The 22,693-nt window shown below is 62.6% G+C and carries 23 protein-coding genes; 19 read left to right on the top strand and 4 right to left on the bottom strand.

Translation table 11 applies throughout. The features are described 5' to 3' along the window. Nucleotides 1-85 precede the first annotated feature (85 nt). Entirely contained in the window at nt 86-1,093 is a 1,008-nt protein-coding gene (gene rpoS / locus AC1MHZ_RS04560) for an RNA polymerase sigma factor RpoS (protein ID WP_084854413.1), read from the top strand. A gap of 651 nt (nt 1,094-1,744) precedes the next feature. On the opposite strand, the gene fdxA is transcribed toward rpoS, so the two are convergent. From fdxA to AC1MHZ_RS04545, 3 genes are all read right to left on the bottom strand, one after another. Next, complete coding sequence (fdxA, locus tag AC1MHZ_RS04555; RefSeq protein WP_084854416.1) at nt 1,745-2,068, bottom strand: ferredoxin FdxA; 324 nt, start codon at nt 2,066-2,068, stop codon at nt 1,745-1,747. Between the two features lie 141 nt (nt 2,069-2,209). Then, nucleotides 2,210-4,780 (bottom strand): DNA mismatch repair protein MutS, encoded by a 2,571-nt coding sequence (mutS, locus tag AC1MHZ_RS04550; protein WP_482966070.1) that lies wholly within the window; start codon nt 4,778-4,780, stop codon nt 2,210-2,212. A gap of 146 nt (nt 4,781-4,926) precedes the next feature. Beyond that, nucleotides 4,927-5,727, bottom strand: coding sequence for a phytanoyl-CoA dioxygenase family protein (locus AC1MHZ_RS04545; RefSeq protein WP_482966069.1), 801 nt, complete (start codon nt 5,725-5,727; stop codon nt 4,927-4,929). A gap of 235 nt (nt 5,728-5,962) precedes the next feature. On the opposite strand from AC1MHZ_RS04545, the gene AC1MHZ_RS04540 reads away from it, so the two are divergent. Continuing rightward, nucleotides 5,963-7,348 carry an amino acid permease gene (locus tag AC1MHZ_RS04540; protein ID WP_482966068.1) on the top strand — a complete coding sequence of 462 codons (1,386 nt, stop codon included), beginning with the start codon at nt 5,963-5,965 and terminating at the stop codon, nt 7,346-7,348. A gap of 1 nt (nt 7,349) precedes the next feature. Here AC1MHZ_RS04540 and AC1MHZ_RS04535 read toward each other — a convergent pair whose 3' ends face one another. Beyond that, the gene (locus AC1MHZ_RS04535) at nt 7,350-8,246 is read right to left on the bottom strand and encodes a LysR substrate-binding domain-containing protein (RefSeq protein WP_084854424.1); all 897 of its coding nucleotides are present in this window, start codon (nt 8,244-8,246) and stop codon (nt 7,350-7,352) included. A gap of 148 nt (nt 8,247-8,394) precedes the next feature. Between AC1MHZ_RS04535 and AC1MHZ_RS04530 the strand changes: the two genes are divergently transcribed. The 17 genes from AC1MHZ_RS04530 to AC1MHZ_RS04450 all read left to right on the top strand — a co-directional run bounded on the left by AC1MHZ_RS04530 (nt 8,395) and on the right by AC1MHZ_RS04450 (nt 22,690). Then, nucleotides 8,395-9,141, top strand: a complete 747-nt coding sequence (locus AC1MHZ_RS04530) for an XRE family transcriptional regulator (RefSeq protein ID WP_084854426.1) — start codon at nt 8,395-8,397, stop codon at nt 9,139-9,141. 463 nt (nt 9,142-9,604) lie between these two features. Continuing rightward, nucleotides 9,605-9,958, top strand: a complete 354-nt coding sequence (locus AC1MHZ_RS04525; protein ID WP_084854428.1) for a phage holin family protein — start codon at nt 9,605-9,607, stop codon at nt 9,956-9,958. Continuing rightward, nucleotides 9,955-10,452 carry a hypothetical protein gene (locus AC1MHZ_RS04520; RefSeq protein WP_084854430.1) on the top strand — a complete coding sequence of 166 codons (498 nt, stop codon included), beginning with the start codon at nt 9,955-9,957 and terminating at the stop codon, nt 10,450-10,452. The genes AC1MHZ_RS04525 and AC1MHZ_RS04520 overlap by 4 nt, the downstream gene beginning before the upstream one ends. After that, on the top strand, nt 10,449-11,006 hold the full coding sequence (locus tag AC1MHZ_RS04515; protein ID WP_324814725.1) for a phage baseplate assembly protein V: 558 nt from the start codon (nt 10,449-10,451) through the stop codon (nt 11,004-11,006). The genes AC1MHZ_RS04520 and AC1MHZ_RS04515 overlap by 4 nt, the downstream gene beginning before the upstream one ends. Nucleotides 11,007-11,097: 91 nt before the next feature. Continuing rightward, a complete protein-coding gene (locus AC1MHZ_RS04510; RefSeq protein ID WP_084854434.1) occupies nt 11,098-11,424 on the top strand; it encodes a GPW/gp25 family protein in 327 nt (108 codons plus the stop codon). Then, nucleotides 11,421-12,302 (top strand): baseplate J/gp47 family protein, encoded by an 882-nt coding sequence (locus AC1MHZ_RS04505; RefSeq protein WP_084854436.1) that lies wholly within the window; start codon nt 11,421-11,423, stop codon nt 12,300-12,302. The genes AC1MHZ_RS04510 and AC1MHZ_RS04505 overlap by 4 nt, the downstream gene beginning before the upstream one ends. A gap of 1 nt (nt 12,303) precedes the next feature. Next, nucleotides 12,304-12,912, top strand: a complete 609-nt coding sequence (locus tag AC1MHZ_RS04500) for a phage tail protein I (protein ID WP_084854438.1) — start codon at nt 12,304-12,306, stop codon at nt 12,910-12,912. Further along, the gene (locus tag AC1MHZ_RS04495) at nt 12,905-14,860 is read left to right on the top strand and encodes a phage tail protein (protein ID WP_482966067.1); all 1,956 of its coding nucleotides are present in this window, start codon (nt 12,905-12,907) and stop codon (nt 14,858-14,860) included. The genes AC1MHZ_RS04500 and AC1MHZ_RS04495 overlap by 8 nt, the downstream gene beginning before the upstream one ends. A gap of 1 nt (nt 14,861) precedes the next feature. After that, a complete protein-coding gene (locus AC1MHZ_RS04490; protein WP_482966066.1) occupies nt 14,862-15,287 on the top strand; it encodes a phage tail assembly chaperone in 426 nt (141 codons plus the stop codon). An 85-nt stretch (nt 15,288-15,372) separates the two neighbouring features. Then, on the top strand, nt 15,373-15,948 hold the full coding sequence (locus AC1MHZ_RS04485; RefSeq protein WP_482966065.1) for a tail fiber assembly protein: 576 nt from the start codon (nt 15,373-15,375) through the stop codon (nt 15,946-15,948). An 84-nt stretch (nt 15,949-16,032) separates the two neighbouring features. Continuing rightward, nucleotides 16,033-17,199: a phage tail sheath subtilisin-like domain-containing protein gene (locus AC1MHZ_RS04480; RefSeq protein WP_482966064.1), complete on the top strand. Its 1,167-nt coding sequence runs from the start codon at nt 16,033-16,035 to the stop codon at nt 17,197-17,199. A gap of 12 nt (nt 17,200-17,211) precedes the next feature. Continuing rightward, the gene (locus AC1MHZ_RS04475) at nt 17,212-17,721 is read left to right on the top strand and encodes a phage major tail tube protein (protein WP_482966063.1); all 510 of its coding nucleotides are present in this window, start codon (nt 17,212-17,214) and stop codon (nt 17,719-17,721) included. A gap of 12 nt (nt 17,722-17,733) precedes the next feature. Further along, nucleotides 17,734-18,036, top strand: a complete 303-nt coding sequence (locus tag AC1MHZ_RS04470) for a phage tail assembly protein (RefSeq protein ID WP_084854445.1) — start codon at nt 17,734-17,736, stop codon at nt 18,034-18,036. A gap of 124 nt (nt 18,037-18,160) precedes the next feature. Next, entirely contained in the window at nt 18,161-20,590 is a 2,430-nt protein-coding gene (locus AC1MHZ_RS04465; RefSeq protein ID WP_482966062.1) for a hypothetical protein, read from the top strand. A 9-nt stretch (nt 20,591-20,599) separates the two neighbouring features. Continuing rightward, complete coding sequence (locus AC1MHZ_RS04460) at nt 20,600-21,445, top strand: phage tail protein (protein WP_324814710.1); 846 nt, start codon at nt 20,600-20,602, stop codon at nt 21,443-21,445. Next, nucleotides 21,420-21,626, top strand: a complete 207-nt coding sequence (locus AC1MHZ_RS04455; RefSeq protein ID WP_324814707.1) for a tail protein X — start codon at nt 21,420-21,422, stop codon at nt 21,624-21,626. Before AC1MHZ_RS04460 ends, AC1MHZ_RS04455 begins: the two co-directional genes overlap by 26 nt. Nucleotides 21,627-21,655: 29 nt before the next feature. Then, on the top strand, nt 21,656-22,690 hold the full coding sequence (locus AC1MHZ_RS04450; RefSeq protein WP_324814704.1) for a phage late control D family protein: 1,035 nt from the start codon (nt 21,656-21,658) through the stop codon (nt 22,688-22,690). Nucleotides 22,691-22,693: the final 3 nt, after the last annotated feature.

Here is a 22,693-nt window from a genome sequence, read left to right as displayed (position 1 = left end):
TGACGTAGAGGGGACAGGCTCCAGCGCTGCCAGGGAAACAGGTGCCGCTCGAGCCTGAGTTCGAACTCAGCAAAGGACTATAACAATGGCTCTCAGCAAAGAAGTGCCGGAGTTTGACATCGACGATGACCTCCTTCTGATGGAGACAGGCATCGTTTTGGAAACGGATGTGGTGTCAGACGAACCTGCTGTACCTTCGGTTCGGACCAAGGCCAAACAAGGCTCATCGCTCAAGCAACACAAGTACATCGATTACAGCCGGGCGCTCGATGCCACCCAGCTGTATCTCAACGAGATCGGTTTCTCCCCGCTGCTTTCTCCCGAAGAGGAAGTGCACTATGCGCGCCTGTCGCAGAAAGGGGACCCGGCTGGTCGCAAGCGCATGATCGAGAGCAACCTGCGCCTGGTGGTCAAGATCGCTCGCCGTTACGTCAACCGTGGCCTGTCGTTGCTCGATTTGATCGAGGAGGGCAACCTGGGGTTGATCCGGGCGGTGGAGAAGTTCGACCCCGAGCGGGGTTTCCGCTTCTCGACCTACGCCACCTGGTGGATCCGCCAGACCATCGAGCGGGCAATCATGAACCAGACCCGCACCATTCGCCTGCCGATCCACGTGGTCAAGGAGCTCAACGTCTACCTGCGCGCGGCACGGGAGTTGACCCAGAAGCTCGACCATGAGCCCTCCCCGGAAGAAATCGCCAGCCTGCTGGAAAAACCGGTCGCGGAGGTCAAGCGCATGCTTGGGCTCAACGAACGGGTTTCTTCGGTGGACGTCTCGCTCGGCCCGGACTCCGACAAGACTCTGCTCGACACCTTGACGGATGACCGCCCGACCGACCCATGCGAGTTGCTTCAGGACGATGACCTGTCCCAGAGCATCGACCAGTGGTTGGGCGAGCTGACCGACAAACAGCGTGAGGTGGTGGTACGCCGTTTCGGCCTGCGCGGGCATGAGAGCAGCACCTTGGAGGATGTCGGCCTGGAAATCGGCCTGACCCGCGAGCGGGTGCGGCAGATCCAGGTCGAGGGGCTCAAGCGCCTGCGCGAGATCCTCGAGAAGAACGGGCTCTCCAGCGAGTCTCTGTTCCAGTAAGCGCCGCTGCTTTGATATACGCCCCGATGACCTCGGGGCGTTTTTGTTCGTGGGCGAGAATGTTTACTTCGCTACCGTTGTAGCAGTGCGTGTAAGAGATTGCTTACCTGTTATGTAGGACTTTTCTGTAGGGATCAGTAAATCATTGTCGTTTCCACCGGGCTTGAAATCCTAACATGCTGATAATTGAGGATTTTTTAGGTGTGAAAACATGTGTCCACTGAATTGTTTTGAGAGGTTTGACCCTTGCTCGTCAAACTGGAATGGCTAGTATTCGAACTGTGTCGACGGACTGACACAGGCTTTCAAGGATGAAGGTCAGGGACATCGCAAGACGCGATTCATCAGGATGATGATTGGGACAAGCAGGGACTACGGAAAAAATGTGGGCGGGTCAAACCGCCCCTTTTTTTTGCCCGGAAAAAGCCGCAATACCCACGCTCGCCTTGTAGGAGCCGGCCTTGTGCCGCGATCGGCTGCGTAGCAGGCGTAAAGCCTGCATGCACGTTCTACCTGGTGTATTGGGGGCGCTGATTTTACGGCTGCTGCGCAGCCGATCGCGGCACAAGGCCGCTCCCACAAGGGTGAAGTCTGCAAGGTGTTTTGCAGGCAATAAAAAGGCCCTTTCGGGCCTTTTTCAGGTTCGGACGCTCAACGTTCCAGATACTCGATCTTGCCAGGCTTGCCATCCCACTCTTCGGCGTCCGGCAGCGGGTCCTTGCGCTCGGTGATGTTCGGCCAGATCTCCGCCAGTTCGGCGTTCAGCTCGAGGAAGTTCTCCATGCCGGCAGGTACTTCGTCTTCCGAGAAAATGGCTTGGGCCGGGCATTCCGGCTCACACAGGGCGCAGTCGATGCACTCGTCCGGGTGAATCACCAGGAAGTTCGGGCCTTCGTAGAAGCAGTCCACCGGACAGACTTCCACGCAGTCGGTGTATTTGCATTTGATGCAGTTGTCGGTGACGACGAAGGTCATTTCTAGTTCTCTCCTCAGGCGACGGCGGCGGCCCTTCCTCTAACGGGCCGCGCGGTTTACAGGCAGTTGGCTGCAGGCCAGGCTAATAACCTGCAGCACCGGCAAACCGCGGCGGATTCTACCAGCTTGTTGTGGGCGCCGTTATAACAGGTTTTTCAGTTGATATAGCGTTTCGATAGCTTGGCGCGGTGTCATTTCGTCCAGGTCTAGCTTGCCCAGCTTCTCGATGGCCGGGTGTGGCAGGCTGGCGAACAGGTCGCTCTGGTGCGGGACCTGCGGCTCACCCTTGGCGACCTTGACCGGTTGCTCATGGGGCAGGCTGGCCGTTTCCAGGCGGCCCAGATGCTCGCGGGCACGTTGGATGACCGGCGCCGGCACGCCGGCCAGCTGCGCCACGGCCAGGCCGTAGCTCTGGCTGGCCGGACCAGGCAGTACATGGTGCAGGAAGACGATGCGTTCGTTGTGTTCGGTGGCGTTCAGATGCACGTTGGCCACCAGCGGCTCGCTCTCCGGCAGCACGGTCAGCTCGAAGTAGTGCGTGGCGAACAGCGTGTAGGCACGCAGCTGGGCCAGGCGCTCGGCGGCGGCCCAGGCCAGCGACAGGCCGTCGAAGGTGCTGGTGCCGCGGCCGACTTCGTCCATTAGCACCAGGCTGCGGTCGGTGGCGTTGTGCAGGATGTTGGCGGTTTCGCTCATCTCGACCATGAAGGTCGAGCGCCCACCAGCCAGGTCGTCGCTCGAGCCGATACGGGTGAAGATGCGGTCGACCAGCGACAGCTCGCAGCGCGCTGCAGGTACGAAGCTGCCGATATGCGCCATCAGTACGATCAGCGCGGTCTGGCGCATGTAGGTGGACTTACCGCCCATGTTCGGGCCGGTGATGATCAGCATCCGCGTGTTGTTGTCCAGCGCCAGGTCGTTGGCCACGAATGGCGTGGTCAACACCTGCTCGACCACCGGATGGCGGCCCTGATCGATGCGCAGGCAGGGCTCGTCGACGAAGGTCGGGCAGTTGAGGTCCAGGTTCAGCGCGCGCTCGGCCAGGTTGCTCAGCACATCCAGCTCGGCCAGGGCAGCGGCGCTGTCCTGCAACGGGGCCAGGTGGCCGATCAGGGTCTCGAGCAGGGCGTCGTAGAGCATTTTCTCGCGGGCCAGGGCGCGGCTCTTGGCCGACAGCGCCTTATCCTCGAACGCCTTGAGCTCGGGGGTGATGAAGCGCTCGGCACCTTTGAGGGTCTGCCGGCGGATGTAGTCGCCCGGCGCCTGCTCGGCCTGCTTGGTGGGCAGCTCGATATAGTAGCCGTGCACGCGGTTGTAGCCGACCTTGAGGTTGGCCAGGCCCGTACGGGCTTTTTCCCGGGCTTCCAGGTCGATGAGGAACTGGCCGGCGTTTTCGCTCATGGCCAGCAGCTCGTCCAGCTCGCTGTCGTAGCCGGTCTTGAGTACCCCGCCGTCGCGGATCACCGCTGGCGGGTTGTCGATGATCGCCCGTTCCAGCAGGCTGGCCAGTTCCGGGTAGGTGCCGGTGATCGCCGCCAGGCGTGCCAGGTGCGGGGCCTCCAGCTCGGCCATGGCGTTCTGCAGCTCGGGCAGGGCGCCCAGGGCATCGCGCAGGCGGGCTAGGTCACGCGGGCGGGCGTTGCGCAGGCCAATACGGGCCAGGATCCGCTCGATGTCGCCGATTTCCTTGAGCTGCGGCTGCAGCTTTTCGAAGCGGTAGCCGTCGAGCAGGCAGCGGATCGAGTCCTGGCGCGCCTTGAGCACCTTCAGGTCGCGCAGCGGGCGGTTCAACCAACGGGTCAGCAAGCGGCTGGCCATGGCGGTCTGGCAGCGGTCGATGACCGATTGCAGGGTATTGTCGCGGCCACCGGCCAGGTTGACGTCCAGCTCCAGGTTGCGGCGGCTGGCGCCGTCCAGGATCACCGTGTCGTCCATGCGCTCATGGCGCAGGCTGCGCAGGTGCGGCAGGGTGGTGCGCTGGGTTTCCTTGGCGTAGGTCAGCAGGCAGCCGGCGGCGCCGATGGCCAGGGTCAGCTTGTCGCAGCCAAAGCCCTTGAGGTCCTGGGTCGCGAACTGCTGGCACAGGCTTTTGCGTGCCGAGTCGCGGTCGAAGTCCCACGGCGCGCGGCGGCGGCAACCCGGGCGCTTTTCCGCCGGCAGGCCCTGGGGCCAGTCGTCGGGGATCAGTAGCTCCACCGGGTTGATGCGTTCGAGCTCGGCCAGCAGGTTTTCCCAGCCCTTGATTTCCTGGACGGTGAAGTTACCGCTGGTGATGTCCAGCACTGCCAGGCCGAACAGGCGCTCATCGCCCAGCAGCGCGGCAATCAAGTTGTCGCGGCGCTCGTCGAGCAGGGCCTCGTCGCTGACCGTACCGGGGGTGATGATCCGCACCACCTGGCGCTCCACCGGCCCCTTGCTGGTGGCCGGGTCGCCGATCTGCTCGCAGATCACCACCGACTCGCCGAGCTTGACCAGCTTGGCCAGGTAACCTTCCACCGAATGGAAGGGGATCCCGCACATGGGGATCGACTGGCCGGCGGACTGGCCACGGGCGGTCAGGGTGATATCCAGCAGTTTGGCGGCTTTCTTCGCGTCTTCGTAGAAGATCTCGTAGAAGTCGCCCATGCGGTAGAACATCAGCTGGTCTGGGTGCTGGTTCTTCAGCTTCCAGTACTGCTGCATCATTGGTGTGTGTGCGGAAAGGTCAGACATTCAAGGCCTTGAAGCTGTGCGTCTCAGACAAAATGCGAAACGCCCAAGTCTACAGGTTCTTGCCTGCCGGGCACAGGCGCCCAGGCCACTTCGTTGATCATCGAAGCGGCGTTGCCCCGCGCGGGCGGGCGCGGGGCAACGCGCTTTCAGCTGCGTTGCCAGACCACCGGGAACCAGTCTTCGCGCATACGCTCGCCATCACGCAGGTTGATGCCCGGGAAGGGCGGTGAGGTGCGGCCGGGGCGCTGCACGTAGCGCACGTCGTCGCCCAAAAAGCGGGTGGAGAAAGCCCGGCGCCTGCCGGTGCCGGTGTTACCCGCCGCGCCGTGCACGGTGCGGAAGTCGAAGATGATGGCATCGCCCGGCTCCAGTTCCGGCGACAGGATCTGGTATTCGCCGTTCTCTACATCCGGCATGTCCATGTACAGGTTCTGGCCGTCGGCGTCGGTGGCGCCGTAGAAGTCCTGGTTGCTGGCCCAGCGTTTGGGGCGGACCGGCTTGGGCCAGCGGTGCGAGCCAAGCACCACGCTCAGGGTGTTGTGGCGGGTGACCGGGTCCAGGGGGATCCAGTAGCTGGCAGTCTGCAGGCCGTCTACGCAGTAGTAGGGCAGGTCCTGGTGCCAGGGGGTGGGCTTGGCGGTGCCGGGCTCCTTGACCAGGATGTGGTCGTGGAACACCTGCACCTGCTGGGCGCCCATCAGTTCGCCGGCCAGGCCCGCAGCGGGGGAGTTGAGCACGAAGTCGGTGAACGCGGGGATGCGCTGCCAGTTGCAGTAGTCCTCGAAGAACCGCCCGCCTTCGCCGGAGCCGACGTTCTCGATGGCGAAGGCGCTGGGTTCGGCCAGGTTCTGCTCGAAGCCTTCGCGCAGGCGTTCGATCCAGTCCTTGAACACGCCACGCAGGATCACTGCGCCGTCGCGCTGGTAGTCTTCGATGTGGGGATTCATGGGGCAGCCCTCTCCTTGTTGTTGTCGTGGCACCAGCATCGGGTGCCGGCGAGGGCCGGGTAAATCACAGAATTCCTATTCGTCACTATAGCTATTCTGTATGCCCCACCTTGTTGTCTTGCCTTTCGATTGGCCGGTTAATAGCCCTGCGCCCTGCGGTTTCCGGGCCTTGCGTGAACCCTTCCACGGCAGCGCGACTGCCGGCCAAGAACAAGAACAACGAGGAGTCCCTGGGATGAACGACCACAACAACCTGCGACGGGGCCTGAGTACCCGGCACATCCGCTTCATGGCGCTGGGCTCGGCGATCGGCACGGGGCTGTTCTATGGCTCGGCGTCGGCGATCAAGCTGGCCGGGCCGTCGGTGCTGCTGGCCTACCTGATCGGTGGTGCGGCCATCTACATGATGATGCGCGCCCTCGGCGAGATGGCCGTGCGCAACCCGGTGTCCGGCTCGTTCGGGCAGTACACCAGTCAGTACCTGGGGCGCTACCTGGGGTTTCTCACCGGCTGGAGCTATGCGTTTTCCATGCTGGTGGTGTGCCTGGCGGACGTCACCGCCTTCGGTGTCTACATGGGCCTGTGGTTCCCCGACACCCCGCGCTGGATCTGGGTGCTGGGCATCGTCTGCTTCATCGGCGCGCTGAACCTGTGCAGCGTCAAGGTGTTCGGTGAAATGGAGTTCTGGTTGTCGCTGCTCAAGGTCACTGCGATCATCGCGATGATCCTGGCCGGTGGCGCGGTGCTGCTGTTCGGCATCCAGCTGGGTAATGGCGCCGAGACCGTCACGGGGCTGTCCAACCTGTGGAGTCACGGTGGGTTCTTCCCCAACGGCATCGGCGGGATGATCGCCTCCTTCACCGTGGTGATGTTCGCCTTCGGCGGCGTCGAGATGATCGGTATCACCGCCGGCGAAGCCAAGGACCCCAAGCGCGTGCTGCCCAAGGCGATCAATTCGGTGCCGCTGCGCATCCTGCTGTTCTACGTGCTGACGCTGGTGGTGCTGATGGCCATCTACCCCTGGACCAAGATCGGCAGCCAGGGCAGCCCGTTCGTGCAGATCTTCAGCGGCCTGGGCATCGGCTCGGCCGCGACCCTGCTCAACATCGTGGTCATTTCGGCGGCAGTCTCGGCGATCAACAGCGATATCTTCAGTGCCGGGCGCATGATGTACGGCATGGCCCAGAACGGCCAGGCACCGTCGGGCTTTTCGCGGCTGTCGCGCTTCGGCGTGCCATGGATGACCGTGGTGGTGATGGGCGTCGCTTTGCTGCTGGGTGTGGTGCTCAACTACCTGGTGCCGGAGAACCTGTTCCTCATCCTGGCCGCTGTGGTGACCTTCTCGATCGTCTGGGTGTGGCTGATGATCCTGCTCTCGCAGGTCGCCATGCGCCGCGGCATGAGCCGCGAGGAAATCGCCGCCCTGGACTTCCCGGTGCCGCTGTGGCCGGTAGGGCCGGCCCTGGCCATCGTGTTCATGCTGTTCATCTTCGGCGTGCTGGGCTGGTTCCCGGATACCCGCACGGCGATGTACGTCGGCCTCGGCTGGCTGGCCCTGCTGTCGGTGGGCTACTGGTTGTGGGTGGCGCGCCAGTCGCGCCCGGCACCAGTCAGCGCCTGAGTCAGACGGAAAACAGCTCGCTGGCCCAGCGCAGGAATGCCTGGGCCGCAGGCGAGGGGCGCATGGCGCTGGACTGCGCCAGCACCACCGACTGCGGGCTGACCGCTTCGCGCAAGGGCCGGCACGCCAATGGCCGGCCATCGTAGCTCTGGTCCCCCGCGGGGCGGGTGCAGGATAACGCCACGCCATAGCCATGGGCGACCAGCCCGCGTTGCATCTCGAAGGTCTGGGTCAGTTGCTGGGAACGTGGCTGCAGGTCATGGGCCCAGAACAGCGACAGGAAGTATTCACGGGTGCGGGCGATGTCTTCGAGGATCAGGCATTCCTCGGCCAGCTCGACCAGCGAGACCTGTTCCTGGCGGGCCAAGGGATGGTCCACCGGCAACAGGGCATAGGGCGCCACCTGCGCCAGCACGCGCCGCTCGATCTGCGGGTCCAGGCCCACGTCATAGGTCAGTGCCAGTTCCGCCTTGCCGTCGTTCAGGCGTCGGTTGACGCCCGCCAGGTCGGTCTCGAACAGGGTGATGGCCACTTCCGGGTGACGCTGGCGAAAGCCGCTGAGCAGGCGTGGCGCGTACCAGGGGCCCAGGTCCTGGAAGCAGATCAGGCTCAGGTTGCCGCGCAGCACTTCCGGTTCGTCCCCCGCTGTGCCGATGCCAGCAGCCATGGCCAGGATTTCGCGCGCCTGCTCGAGCAGCTGGCGCCCGGCCGGGCTCAGTTCCAGGCCGCGGCTGGCCTGGCGCAGGAACAGCTTCTCGCCCAGGATCGCCTCGAGCTGAGAGATCGCCAGCGACACCGAAGGTTGCGAAATATGCTTGGCCCGGGCCGCGGCGCTGACGCTGCCTTGTTCGGCAGTGGCCACGAAGTATTCGAGCTGGCGGAAGGTAAAGCCGATCATTGTTGTTCTTGTCCTTCTGTTGGCAGGCGAAATCATCCTGCACCACCGGGCCCATGAGCCTACAAGGAATTGCTTGTTCATGGGGAACGACAAGAGAAATGGCCTGCATGGATTGCATTTGCGTTGCAGCACATCCATGATGCACGGTATGCAAAAACGCAACGTTGCCACCGTACTCAGAGCACTGCTCGATCGCCACGGCCTGTCCCCGACGGAGCTGCACCGGCGCACGGGCGTTCCCCAATCCACCTTGTCGCGCATCCTCAGCGAGAAGATCGTCGACCCGTCCGACAAGCACGTGTCGAAGATCGCCGATTATTTCGGCGTGAGTACCGATCAGCTGCGAGGCCGTGCCGAGCTGGGCGAGACCCGCGAGCTTCGCGAGTCGGCGCAGCCGGCCCATGGCCATGCGGAGCTGAGCGACATCAGCCTGTGGGACGACGAAACCCCAGTCGAGGACGACGAGGTTTCCGTTCCCTTTCTTCGAGAGGTCGAGTTGGCAGCAGGATCAGGACGATTCGTCATCGAGGAAAGCGAACGCGCGCGCCTGCGTTTCGGCAAGCGCAGCCTGCGCCACAATGGCGTGCAGTTCGACCAGGCCAAATGCGTGACGGTACGGGGCAACAGCATGTTGCCAGTGCTGCGCGACGGGGCGACGGTAGGCGTCAACACCGGCAAGTGCTCCATTGGAGACATCATCGATGGCGACCTCTATGCCATCAACCACAATGGCCAACTGCGGGTGAAGCAGGTCTATCGCCTGCCCACCGGCATCCGCCTGCGCAGCTTCAACCGCGACGAGCACCCTGACGAAGACTACAGCTTCCAGCAGATGCAGGACGAACAGATCAGCCTGCTCGGGCATGTGTTCTGGTGGGGGATGTACGCCCGCTGATCGGTGATCTGCTTAGGAAAACCCGCTTCGGCGGGTTTTTTTTTCGTCTGTGGAAAATCCCTACAAGCCATGTCGTACGTGGCGTCCATGCATTTCAGCAATTTCTTATGCATAAAAATATGAAGAAACGCATTGACCGCATATGCATGAGTGCATATCTTGTGTCCCAAGCCGGTCGACACCGGTTGTTACACAGGCAGCGATGAACAGGCCTCGACTGTTCAGAGGGTTGGCAACTGGCCCGGGTGTGCAGCGTAAAGCACCACGATCAGTTATCCGGCGGGCAGGCAGCCGCGGTCGGAGTCACCAATTTGAAGCGGAACCGCCAGGCGTCACCAGCCGTGGCCGGCGGTTCGACAACGCATTACTGAAAAGCCTGGCAAACCGGGCTTTTTGGAATGCCGAGTTCATACACAACCGACCCGCCGGCTCTGCCGGCGGGCTTTCTACAGGAGGCAGGACAGTGACGAGCGAACAACAGACGTTGCTGGAGATACCGCTCTGGCTGGTAATCGTCCTGGCATTGCTGGGCGGCCTCAGCGGTGAGATGTGGCGGGCCGACAGGGCCGGCGCCCGAGGATGGTCGCTGGCGCGGCGGCTGGCCTTGCGTTCCGGAGCGTGCATGGTCTGCGGGGTCTCGACGGTGATGCTGCTGTATGCCAGCGGCATGTCGATCTGGAGTGCCAGCGCCTTTGGCTGCATGACGGCGATGGCAGGCGCCGACGTGGCCATCGGGCTCTACGAGCGCTGGGCGGCGAAGCGCCTGGGGCTGCGTGACATTTCCCAGGTCGATGAGCGACAGGAGTCCAAGCAATGAGTGAATTGGCCACGCTGCATGCAGCATTGACCGTAACGATACGTGAGGCGATTCCCGACCTCGCGTCGGTCGACATCGCATCCGAGGCCGACAGCGGCGCGACACTACCGGCCCTGCGCCACGGCATCGTACGCATGACCGCCGATGCAGCCCCTCGTGATGGCCGCTCGGTATTGATCACCACCTTCGAGGCGGATATCACGCCGGATGTGGCCAACCCCGAGGCGCGCCTGCAGGGAAGCCTGCTCGCCGCGCAGCTGATGGATCTGCTGCGTCAGCAGCATTGGGGCCTGGACTTCGTCGAGGCCAGCCGCAACGCCCAGGCCCAATATGAAGGCGGCCTGTGGAAAGTCCGTTGGGAGCAGCCGGTGCTGCTGGGTGAAATGCAGTGGCCTTGGCCCGACCAACCACCCGGCACGCTGATGCTGGGTATCGACCCGGACACCGGCCCGGGCAACGAACACCGCTACATAGCCGCCGAGGACACCCCATGAGCTATGCCAGTGCGATGCATGACCGGATGCTGGCCAGCCTGGTCATCCCCTGCCGCGTGGTAGCGGTAGACCTTGCCGCCGCTCGGGTGCGGGTAAGCGATGGCACCTGGACCAGCGCCTGGTTGCGCTGGCATTCCCTGGCCGCCGGCAAGGCACGCCATTGGAGGGCGCCGAGCCTGGGCGAGCAGGGCGTGTTGGTCAGCCCCAGCGGCGAGCCGGCCCAGGGCACTTTCGTGCCAGGGCTCTACGGCGATGCCGGCAGCCCAGCGGATAACCGCGACCATGTGGAGGTGTGGCGCTTCGACGATGGCGGCTCGCTCGCCTATGACTGGCAGGCAAAGCGCTATGACATCCATTTGCCCAGCGGCAATGCCAGCATCAAGGTCGGCGACAGCACGCTGGCGGTCAGCGATGGCGCGCTCACCCTCGACGCTGCGGCCATCACCTTGACCGGCACGGTCGCCATCAATGGTCCGTTGACCGTTAGCGGCGATATCAACGGCGGCGGCAGGATCATCGATACCGCCGGCAACACAGCCAACCACAAACATTGATCAAGGCCCGCAACAGCGGGCTTTTTCATGTCAGGAGACTGCATATGCGACCCCATCGACGGGCCTTGCGCCCCAGGGCAGGAGGTACGCCATGATCGGCATGGACCGCCGTACCGGCCAGCCTTTGGCCGGCATCGCCCACCTGCGTCAATCCATCGAAGACATTCTCACCACGCCATTGGGCAGCCGCCGTATGCGACCGGAGTATGGCAGCCAACTGCGCCGCTACATCGACCTGCCGGTTACCGAAGGCTGGAAGAGCGCCGTGCAGGCCGAGGTGGCCCGTGCGCTCGGGCGCTGGGAGCCACGCTTGCAACTGGAGCGGGTAAAGGTGCTGTCAGTGCTCGACGGCCAGGTCAACCTTGCTTTAAGCGGGCGCTACCTGGGCGACGAAGCCTTGGTGGAGGTGAGTGTATGAGCCAGGTCGACCTGTCCAGACTCCCTGCGCCGCAATTGCTCGAGGACCTCGACTACGAGGCCTTGTACCAGGCCGACCTGGACACCTTCCGCGCCCACTTGGGCGAGGCCTGGGACGCTCGCCTGGAAAGCGATCCGGTGACCAAGCTGCTGGAGGTCGGTGCCTACCGCAAGCTGCTCAACCGGGCACGTATCAACGATGCGGCCAAGGCATTGCTGCTGGCCTATGCCCAGGGCAGTGACCTGGATCAGCTGGCGGCCAACGTGGGCCTGCAACGCCTGGTGGTCCAGGCCGAGGACCTGACCCACGTGCCGCCGATCCAAACGGTGCTCGAGTCCGATGAAGCCCTGCGCGAGCGGGTGCAACTGGTCTATGAGGGCCTCACCACCGCAGGCCCGCGCAACAGCTACATCCTGCATGCCCGCAACGCCTCCGGGCTGGTCGCGGATGCGACCGCCGAAAGCCCGTCGCCGGCTGTGGTGGATGTCACGGTGCTGAGCCTGGAGGGCAATGGCGTGGCCAGCGCCGAGCTGCTGGAGCAGGTCAGGGTGTACCTCAATGACGACGACATCCGCCCAGTGGCTGACCGGGTCAACGTGCGCAGCGCGCAGGTATTGCCGTACCGGATCGATGCGGTGGTGTACATGGCGGACAAAGGGCCGGAGTCGGAGGCGGTGCTGGTCGAATGCCGGCGTCGTCTCGAGGCCTGGGTGAATCCACGTCGGCGCCTGGGTGTCGAGGTCGCTCGTTCGGGGATCGACGCCCAACTGCATATCGGCGGAGTCAGTCGGGTCGAGCTGAGTGGCTGGGCCGATATCCGGCCCAGCAAGGCCCAGGCAGCCTGGTGCACTGGTTTCGACATCAAGCAGGGAGCCTGACATGCAAAGCCTGCTGCCGCTCAATCGCACACCGCTGGAAAGGGCCATCGAAGTGGCGGGCGAGGAAGATCTCAAGGTCGACCTGCGCCTGCTCTATCACCCAGATGCCTGCCCTGCACACTTGCTCCATCAGCTGGCCTGGGCTTGGTCCGTGGACCGTTGGGACGATGGCTGGAGCGACGCCGTCAAGCGGTCGGTGATCCGCTCGGCCTTTTTCGTCCATGCCCACAAGGGCACCGTCGGCGCCTTGCGTCGGGTGGTCGAGCCGTTTGGCTACCTGATCGAAATACAGGAGTGGTGGCAAGGCGAGCCTGCCCAGGTGCCGGGCACCTTCGCCCTGAAGGTCGGCGTGTCGGAATCGGGCATCAGCGAAGAGACCTACAACGAACTGTCGTCGCTGATCGACGACGCCCGCCCGGTCAGCCGCCACATGACGGGCCTGGTAATCAGTCTTGAAAGCCGTGGCGACTTCTACTTTGGCTGCGCGATCCAGGACGGTGACGAACTGGACATCTATCCGCCGGCGCCACATGACATCGACGTGATGGGCTCGATCGGTCGCGGCGGCCGCGAACATACAATCGATACCTTGGACATTGCACATGGTTGACCAGAATTCACAGTTCTACGCGATCCTCACCAATGTGGGGGCTGCGAAACAGGCAAATGCAGATGCCTTGGGCATCGCATGGAAAATCACGCACATGGGAGTGGGGGACGCCAACGGTACCGACCCGACCCCCAACGCCAACCAGGCCAGCTTGATCAATGAGTGGCGCCGCGCGCCGTTGAACCAGCTCAAGGTGGACGACAAGAACAACGCGATCATCATTGCCGAGCAGGTCATTCCTGCAGATGTCGGCGGGCGCTGGATCCGCGAGATTGCGCTGTATGACGCCGATGGCGACATGGTTGCGGTCGCCAATTGCGCACCGACCTACAAGCCTTTGTTGAGCCAGGGCTCGGGCCGTACCCAGGTGGTGCGCATGAACCTCATCGTCAGCAGCTCGAGCAACGTGGAGCTGAAGATCGATCCGAGCGTGGTGCTGGCCACCCGGGAATGGGTGACGGAGGAGTTGGCCAAGCAGGATTTCAAGCATTCGGTACAGGCTGCAACCACCACGAATATTGCTTTGAGTGGTTTGCAAAGCGTCGATGGCGTGTCGTTGGGCGCCGGTGCCCGCGTGCTGGTGAAGAATCAGACAGCCGGAAAAGATAACGGTCTATACACTGTCGCCGCAGGGACCTGGAAGCGTTGTCCGGATGCCGATACCAACGCGAAGGTTACCCCCGGACTGCTGGTGCTGGTGGAGCGGGGCGCCGTCAATGGTGACAGTGCCTGGCAAATGGTCACCGATGCGCCGGTTACCCTCGGTGTGACCACCCTGATTTTCGAAATGGCATTTGGTCGTACCGGGGTAGGAGCAGGAACCTATCGTAGCGTGACGGTGGATGCTTACGGTCGTGTCCTGGCTGCCACTAATCCTACGACAGTAATGGGCTATGGCCTGACCGATGTGTACACCAAGGCGCAGATCGACCAAGTGTTGGCGCTGAAGGCGCCGTTGGCGAGTCCGGCGTTGACTGGCATTCCATCTGCTCCTACTGCCCCAGCTGGAACCAATACGACACAGGTTGCAACGACTGCATTTGTACGTAGCGCAATTTCTGCATTGGTGGGCTCTTCACCGACAGCATTGGATACTCTTAATGAGCTGGCTGCCGCACTTGGCAATGATCCTAACTTTGCCGCGACGATGAATTCTTTGCTGGCTGAAAAGGTAAATATTGCCGACAAGGCATCGCAAACTTTTGCCGAGGGCGGTGTAGACGACAATAAGTGGATGACATCGCTGGGTGTTCGTCAGTCAGCAATAAAGCGGTTAAACGAGATAGGGCTTGCGGCGCTTTCTGCGCCCATTATGCCTGATTTTAAATTCAACAATCCTGCAGGACTCTATATTGCCTATGCGGGTGGAACATCGATACCAACGCCGAATGGTCCGCCTTCGCAAAGAAATAATATTATGGCCGTTTTGGCGATGACTCCACGTCCGGATGGTACATACTATCTGGTTGTGGAAAATTCCACTACAAGCGAAGGTCGCCGACTATGGTTGGGACAATATAACAAGTCATCTGACATTCTATATTGGTCTTCGGTTCTCACAACTGATCAGATCGCTACGCAAGACGAAGTAAACGCTGGGGATAGTGACCAGGTGGTAGTGACTCCCAAGAAAATGCGATGGGGATTTGCGTTCTCTTTTAGCTCCAATGGTTATTTTGTTTTCCCCAGCTGGATGGGTGGATTCATCATTCAATGGGCAAATGGTAATATTCCTGGCGGGGTCGGAAGTGCTGATATTAAATTGCCTTTGGCATTCCCAAGTAATCTCATAACTTATTCTATTGGTACATCATCTGCAGGCACCATCATGACCGGACAATCAGCGTCGCCGTCCGGTATTACTGTTATCGCCAGAACTATTGTTAATGGGGCGCTTGCAGTTCCGTCGGTTTTGTTAAGCTATACTTTTATTTGTATGGGGAGGTAGAATGCGTTTCTATAGTAGGACGACAGGTAATTGTTATATTTCCGGGCTCCATGCAGAAATGCCTGTCGATGCAGTGGAAATATCTGATGAATGTTTTGAGGCTGTAATTGGCAACCCGTTGCCGGGAAAGGTCCGGAGTCATGATAAGTCGGGGTTTCCGATCTTGATCGATGAACCTCCACGTAGTTCGCTTGAAAAGGCTGCAGAAGAGCGGGGGTGGCGGGAGTGTCAGCTTTCGGCATGCCAATGGTTGCGTGAGCGCCACCGTGACGAAGAAGATTTAGGCCGTCCTACATCGCTCGGTCAGGAAAGGTTCATTGAACTTCTAACCTATATCCAGGCGCTTCGCGACTGGCCGCAAAATCCTGATTTTCCAGACGCACAATACCGACCACCTGCCCCTGACTGGATAGGTTTGTACACTTAATAACGCCCCGCACCGCCGGGGCGTTTTTCTTCCTCGCGTCAACCCAAACTCCGACGCCACCGAATGGACTCAAAGGGAAATCTGAATGAACCCACCAAAAATCTACTATACCCAGCCTGAAACCCTGGAATATATCGGCGAGGGCTTGGCAGACTTCGATCCGATGGATCCGAATAACTGGCTGGTCCCAGCAGGTGCCTACCTTGATGCACCGCCTGCTGCTCTAACCGGTCATGCCATCGTGCGTACTGCAGATCTGACGGCTTGGACCTACATTGAGGACAACCGTGGCACGGTGTATGACACTGCCACTGGCGCGCCCCAGGAGTATCAAACCTTGGGGCCGCTGCCAGCCGGTCTCACCAAGCTACCTTACCCTGGGCCTTCCTATGTATGGAGTGGCGAAGCCTGGGTGCTGAAAGACGAACTGGAAAACGTGCGTCTGGTCGTTCTCGCCCAGCGCGATGAAAGGCTTGCTGAGGCAGCCACGCGGATTCCACCTTTACAGGATGCTCTGGATCTCTGTGACGCCACTGCAAGCGAACAGGCCGCGTTGTTGACTTGGAAGCGCTATCGCGTAGCGCTCAACCGGATCGAGTTGCAGCCAGGGTTTCCGCTCACCATCGAATGGCCAACCCGTCCTGACCAGCTTGCTCGATAGCGCCCCGCACCGACGGGGCGTTTTTACATCTGGCTACCTATTCAGGCCCCGCATCGCGGGGCCTTTTCATACCTGGAGTATTAAATGACTGGATTCTTCCACGGCGTCACCGTGACCAACGTCGACACCGGCGCCCGCAGCATTGCCCTGCCGTCGTCCTCGATCATCGGCCTGGTCGATACCTTCACCGAAGGCCCTGGCGTCACTGCCAAGACCAACGACCTGGTGCTGATCACCAGCGAGCGCGAAGCGGTTGCGGCATTCGGCAGTGATGCGGCGATCACCAAGGCTTGCCGCGCCATCTATACCCGCGCCAAGGCGGTCATCGTCGCCTGCGGCGTGGCCAAGGTCGAAGACGCTGCCGAGCAGACGGTGGCGATCATTGGCACCGTCCAGAACGATGGCAAGCGTACCGGCCTTCAGGCACTGCTCGATGGCAAGAGCCGTTTCAACGCCCAGCCGCGCCTGTTGGTAACGCCCAAGCACAGCGCCACCGACGCCGTGGGCACAGCCCTGGTGGCGCTGGCCGACAAGCTGCGCGGCATCGCCATCATCGACGGGCCGAACAATACCGACGAAGCGGCGATCGCCTATGCCGGCAACTTCGGTGCCAAGCGCGCCTTCATGGTCGACCCGGGCGTGCGCTATTGGGACAACGACGCCGAAGCCACCGTCGATGCCCCCGGCTCGGCCTGGGTCGCCGGCCTGTTCGCCTGGACCGACAGCGAGTACGGCTTCTGGGCGTCGCCCTCGAACAAGGAATTGGTCGGCATCACTGGCACCAGCCGCCCGGTGGAGTTCCTCGACGGTGACGACACCTGCCGCGCCAACCTGCTGAACAATGCCAACATCGCCACCATCATTCGCGACGACGGCTTCCGCCTGTGGGGCAACCGCACCTTGTCGAGCGACCCGAAATGGGCCTTCGTCACCCGCGTGCGCACGTTGGACATCGTCATGGACGCGATCCTCTACGGCCACAAGTGGGCCGTGGACCGCGCCATCACCGCCACCTACGTCAAGGACGTCACCGAGGGCCTGCAGGCCTTCATGCGCGACCTGAAGAACCAGGGCGCGATCATCAACTTCGAAGTCTACGCCGACCCTGAACTGAACACCGCCAGCCAGCTGGAGCAGGGCAAGGTGTACTGGAACATCCGCTTCACCGACGTACCGCCTGCCGAAAACCCCAACTTCCGCGTCGAAGTCACCAACCAGTGGCTGACCGAAGTCCTCGATTCTGCCGCCTAAGGAGCCCATGACATGGCAATGATTCCCGAAACCCTGGCCAACTTGAACCTGTTCATCGACGGTGTGAGCTTCCAGGGCGATGTCCCGAGCCTGACCCTGCCCAAACTCACCCTGAAAATGGAAGAGCACCGCCCCGGCGGCATGGACATGCCGGTCGAAATGGACCAGGGCATGGAGAAGCAGGAAGCGGCCTTCACCACCACTGGCGTGCGCCGCGAAGCACTGAAGTTCTTCGGCCTGGCCGACGGCTCCGCCTTCAACGGCACCTTCCGCGGTGCTTTCAAAGGTCTCAAGGGCCGGATCAACCCCGTGGTCGTCACCCTGCGTGGTTCGCTCAAGGAAATCGACATGGGCGACTGGAAGTCCGGCGACAAGGCCGAGATCAAGCACAGCGTGGCCCTGACCTACTACAAGCTCGAAGTCGATGGCCGCCTGGTCTATGAAATCGATGCCCTGGGCATGCGTCGGGTGATCGACGGTGTCGATCAGCTGGCCGCCCAGCGTGCGGCTCTTGGTCTGTAAGGAGGTGTGACGATGGCTCAAGCGAAAAAGCTTCCTCAATGGCTGGCGCTCGATCCTGATCGAGTGACCGTGCGCCTGTCGCGCCCCAGCGAGGCCAACGGCATGCAGGTCGACAGCCTGTCACTGCGTGCGCCGACCGTGCGGGACATCCGTAATGCCCAGGCGGGCGGTGCCAATGACGACGAGCAACGGGAGCTGAACCTGTTCGCCTCGCTGGCCGAAGTCGGCGTCAGGGATCTGGAAGGTCTGACACTCAAGGACTACAGCCGCCTGCAGGCCGGCTATTTTCGCCTGGTGCAGGACGACGAGCTTTGATCCCGCCCGGCAGAAGGCCGCCGCCCGGCGGCTGGCCAAGGAGCTGAACTTTTCCGCGAGCGAAATCATGACCATGTCGTACAGCGACATGGTCTGGTGGCTCTCGGAGTGAGAGGAGGAATCGATGGCGAACACACCTGTGTTCACGCTCGGGCTTGGCGCCACCGTCGACAAGCCGGTAGGCGCCGCGTTCGACTCGCTCCATCAGTGGCTCGAGCGCTTGCGCAGGCAGGCCGACGGCCTACGGTTGGGGCGAATCATCAACGAAGTGATTCGCCTTGGGTTGGAGCAGGACAAGCTGCAAAAAACTGATCTGGCATCGTACGCGCAGGCCCACGAGCACGAGGCACATATCGACAGGCTACGCAGGGAAGGCGGTGAAGTCGAGCGATTGCGGCGGCTCTACCAGGCGTTGGCTTGGCAGTCTGGGGAAGCCGCGCATAGCCCTCCCAGGGTCGAGAAGACGACGTCAGCGGCGTCGCGTGGGAACAGTGACCACCCTGCGCGCCGCCCGGTGCCGATTCATGCACCAGGCAGCAGGCAAACGGAGCCGCCATCGCTCGGCTCCCGTGGCTCCGCCTCTACCAAGGGCCTTGCGGTGGCGACTGGTGTAACCGCAGCAGTGGGGGCGGCCTACGTGGGGCATCGCCTCGTCAAACGATCTTCGCCCATTGCACGCACTCGGGCACGTACCGCGGTGAGCGACCAGCTCGAAATGGGGGAAGCGGCTTTCATCCTCAAGACGATGGATGCGTTGGGGAGTGCCCAGGATGGCAAGGAGGCCGCCGAAGGTGTCGGCGGTGCAGTGGGCGAGCTGGGCGGAACCTTGCTGGGGGCCGCCCTGGGCGGATTGGTAGGGAAGGGCAAGGGGGCCGAATATGGCAGCCTGTTGGGTGGTTTTTTCGGCGAGAAGCTTGGCAACTGGGTAGGCAGTACGGCCCATGAACTGTTCGCCGGGCCCACGCCTGAGGCATCGGTTACCGAAGGTGCCGACCATACTGTTGTTGAGGAGCGGGGCAAGCCCCTGTCGGGCGGAGGTTTGGCGCAGGACAGGGCCAGAATTGGCGAAACCCAGGCTGGCGAAAGCCCGGCCGTGTTGGGCACCACCCATGAGCAGCCCTCGAATAGGAGGGCATCGATTGCCGATGGCAACCCACGCACAAGTGTCGAGGAGCCAGGGGCACCCACTCATTTGGCGGCGACAGGTAGAGACCAGACGACTGTCGCCAATGGCCAAGCCTCCGCTGAACAGGCCGAAGGTCTTGGCAGCGTAGCGGGCGGGCTGGTGGGGACGTTGGTGGGGGGAGCCATCGGATCGGTCGTTCCAGGCTTTGGCACGGTTGTGGGGTCGACAGTTGGCGGTCTGCTCGGCGAGGCGGTCGGTGGTTGGATCGGTAGGACCTGGTTTGCTGGCGATGGCGAGTCTCGCACGGTTTCGCAGCAAGCTGGTTCGAATACCGCATCTGCCAACGTCGAAGGTGTTGCGATGTCCCCGGCAACGATAGCGAGTGCGCCGGGCAAGCAAACCATAGAAACATCGACGTCGGAGCCCAGGGGGAAAGGTGCCGCCATCAATGTATTGGTGAAGCCTGCCATCGTGGAGGCGGCCAGACAAAGTCTGCGGACCTTCGCCAGCGACGAGCCTCGTAATGAAAAGGCCGATGGGTATGGACGCGCCGCAGGTGGGTTGGTCGGCACCTTGCTGGGCGGTGCGGTCGGCTCGGTGGTGCCTTTGCTTGGCACAACGTTCGGAGCGGCCTTGGGGGGCTTGGTTGCAAGCCAGCTGGGCGGTTGGTTGGGCAAGACCTGGTTCGGTGGGGTAGAGGAGGCGCGAGGCGCCACTGCAGCGTCCTTGCCGACCGCCCGCGAGCGGGATGCGTCTCGCACTGGTTCGGATACCACCACCTCGCATGACGCGCAGCCAATGTCTTCCCCGCCGCCGTCCAAGCCCAGCGGTATGGCCGCTGCCATGAAGGCATTGGCAAAGCCTGCTGTCCTCAGTGCCACTGAACGCACGCTCGACACTTTCGCCAGCGAAAAGCCCGGCAGGGAAAAGGCCGAAGGCTACGGCATGGCTGCAGGAGGGCTGATCGGCACCTTGGCAGGAGGCGCCATTGGGGCTGTCGTACCCATCATCGGTACTACGTTCGGTGCCGCCTTGGGGGGCTTGGTCGGAGGCCATTTGGGTGGGTGGCTGGGGAAATCCTGGTTCGACAGCACGGTAAAGGGCGAGGTGGCTGCCGAACCCACTGTTCCGGACCAGGGGGTGCCTGACCGGAAGGTCGCGCCTGGTGAAGTGATTCGGTCGATCAGGCGGGAGCAACCGCCTTCGCAAAATCCCAGCGTGCCGAATCCGACCGCGCCCGCTGCCTCGGCCCCTGTGTATAACCAGCAATTCACGTTCACCGCCAACATGCCCGTCACGGTCAACAACCGCCTCGACGACCCGCTCACCCTCCAGCACCTGGAAGCCATCGCGCGCCGGCAACTGGAAGAGCTGATGCGCCAGGCCCGTTCGGTGCAATTGGCCGATACCCCACATATCGCACTTTGAGGAGCAATCATGACCTACATGGAGCAGCTGCAATCCGGGCTGCATGCGGTGGTCCGCGCTGGTGAGGCCGGGCGGCGACGTGTCGACGCCATGCTTGACCCCATGGACGACGCCATCGGCCATGTGCAGGGCGCGGTGAGCGAGCTGCAGGGGCTGCCGGTGGTCGGCCCGGCCATCGGGGCGCGCCTGCAACGCACGATGCGGGCGATCTCATCAGCGCAGGCGCGGGTCGAAAACGTGATCGGCAAGTACGATCAGGCGGTGGGCGTTGGACGCGAGGTGCGCGATCGAGTCGACGCCTTTGCCGGCCACGTCGACCAGGCGCACGGGGCGATACGGCGGCTGGCAGGCGAGGTACAAGCGACAGTGGGCTCGGTACTGTCGAGCCTGGGCCTTGCACCCGAAGCGACGCCGACGGCGCAAGCCGTCACACCGTTCGCCCACCTGCTGGTGCTGCAGCCGCTCAAGGCCGGCGCGCCACCGTACTACTTCAACCTCGATACCGCGGCCTTCGACCAGTTACGTCGGCAGACCCGCTTCCGCTGGGCCGGCCAGGAACGTTTGAGTCGTGAAACCGCGCAACAGGCGGTGAACCTGGGGGAGGAGAACATCAGCATCCGCGGTGCGATCTTCCCCGCCTTCAAAGGGGGGCTCGGCCAATTGCAGGCGCTGCGCAGTATCGGTCGGCAGTTGCTGCCGCTTTCACTCACCACCGGCTATGGCGAGGTGCTGGGCACCTGGTGCCTGACCAGTATCGAGGAAGAGCAGGGCAGCCTGCTGGCCGGTGGCATTCCACGCAAACAAGGCTTTTCACTGGAGTTCGTCAGCTATGGCCAAGACCTGCAAGACCGCTGAGGGCGATGTGCTCGACACGCTCTGCCAGCATAACTACGGGCATCTCAACGGCACGGTCGAGGCGGTGCTGGCTGCCAACCAGGGCCTGGCCGAGGAGGCTCAGCCGTTTCGCTCCGGGGTGACGATCCGGTTGCCCGACCTGCCTATGACGCTGGCCACGACCGTTCAGCTTTGGGATTGACCCCTCGTGTGAGCCAAGGAGTTCGCCTCATGCAGCCTGTCTTCTCTGTCCTGGCCGATGGCAAGGACATCACCGCACTGATCAACGATCGCCTGTTGCAACTGCGCACCACCGACAAACCGGGCCTGGAGGCGGATGAGTTCGAGCTGCGCATCGATGCCCGCAACGGTGTTATCGCACTGCCCGCCCGTGGTGCCCTGATCGACGTCAGTCTGGGCCATGCCGGCCGGCCGCTGACCCGCCTGGGGCGTTACACCGTGGATGAGGTGGAGTTGGCCGGCCCGCCGGATACCTTGGTCATCCGTGGCAAGGCCAGCGACGTGCGAGGCAGCGGCAAGACCATCCGCAGCGGCAGCTGGGAGGACGCCACGCTGCAACGCATCGTCACCGATATCGCTGCGCGTAACGGCTGGCAGGCCGCCTGTCCGGTCACCAGCAAGATCCCCCGAGTCGATCAGTACAGCGAGTCGGACTTCAATTTCATCACACGCCTGGCACGCCAATATGATTGCACCGCCAAACTTGCCAATGGCCAGCTTCTGGTGCTGCCACGCCAGGGCGGGCAAAGCGCCACCGGCAAGGCCCTGGCGCCATTGAGCCTTGCCCGCGAAGACATCAGCCAATGGCAATTCAGGCTGGGCGACAAGACCACCCACAAGGCCGTGCGCACCCGCCACCAGAACGGCGCCAGCGGTGAGCTCGATGTCGTCGAGCTCACCAACGACAACGCCCCCGATGGCCTGCAGCCGGTCTATACCGACCGCCACCTGTACCCCAATCGCGCCGCCGCCGAACAGGCCGCCAAGGCCCGCCTGGCCAGCTTCAACCGCGACACCGCCAGCGTGCGCCTGGACATGCCGGGGCGTACCGACCTGTTCGCCGAGCGGCCGGTGCGACTGCATGGCTTTCTCTCGGGGCTCGACGGTACGTACCTGATCGAGTCTGTCGAGCAGGTATTCACGAACGCGGGGTGGCGCACCACTGTGCAGTGCAACGGTGGCCGACAAGGCAAGGCCAGGGCCAAGGGCAACGCGTCGCGGCGCACCCTCGACAGCAAGGCCTGACCG

This window comes from Pseudomonas sp. FA-1, assembly GCF_056856075.1.
This window is presented reverse-complemented; position numbering and strand designations above follow the sequence as displayed.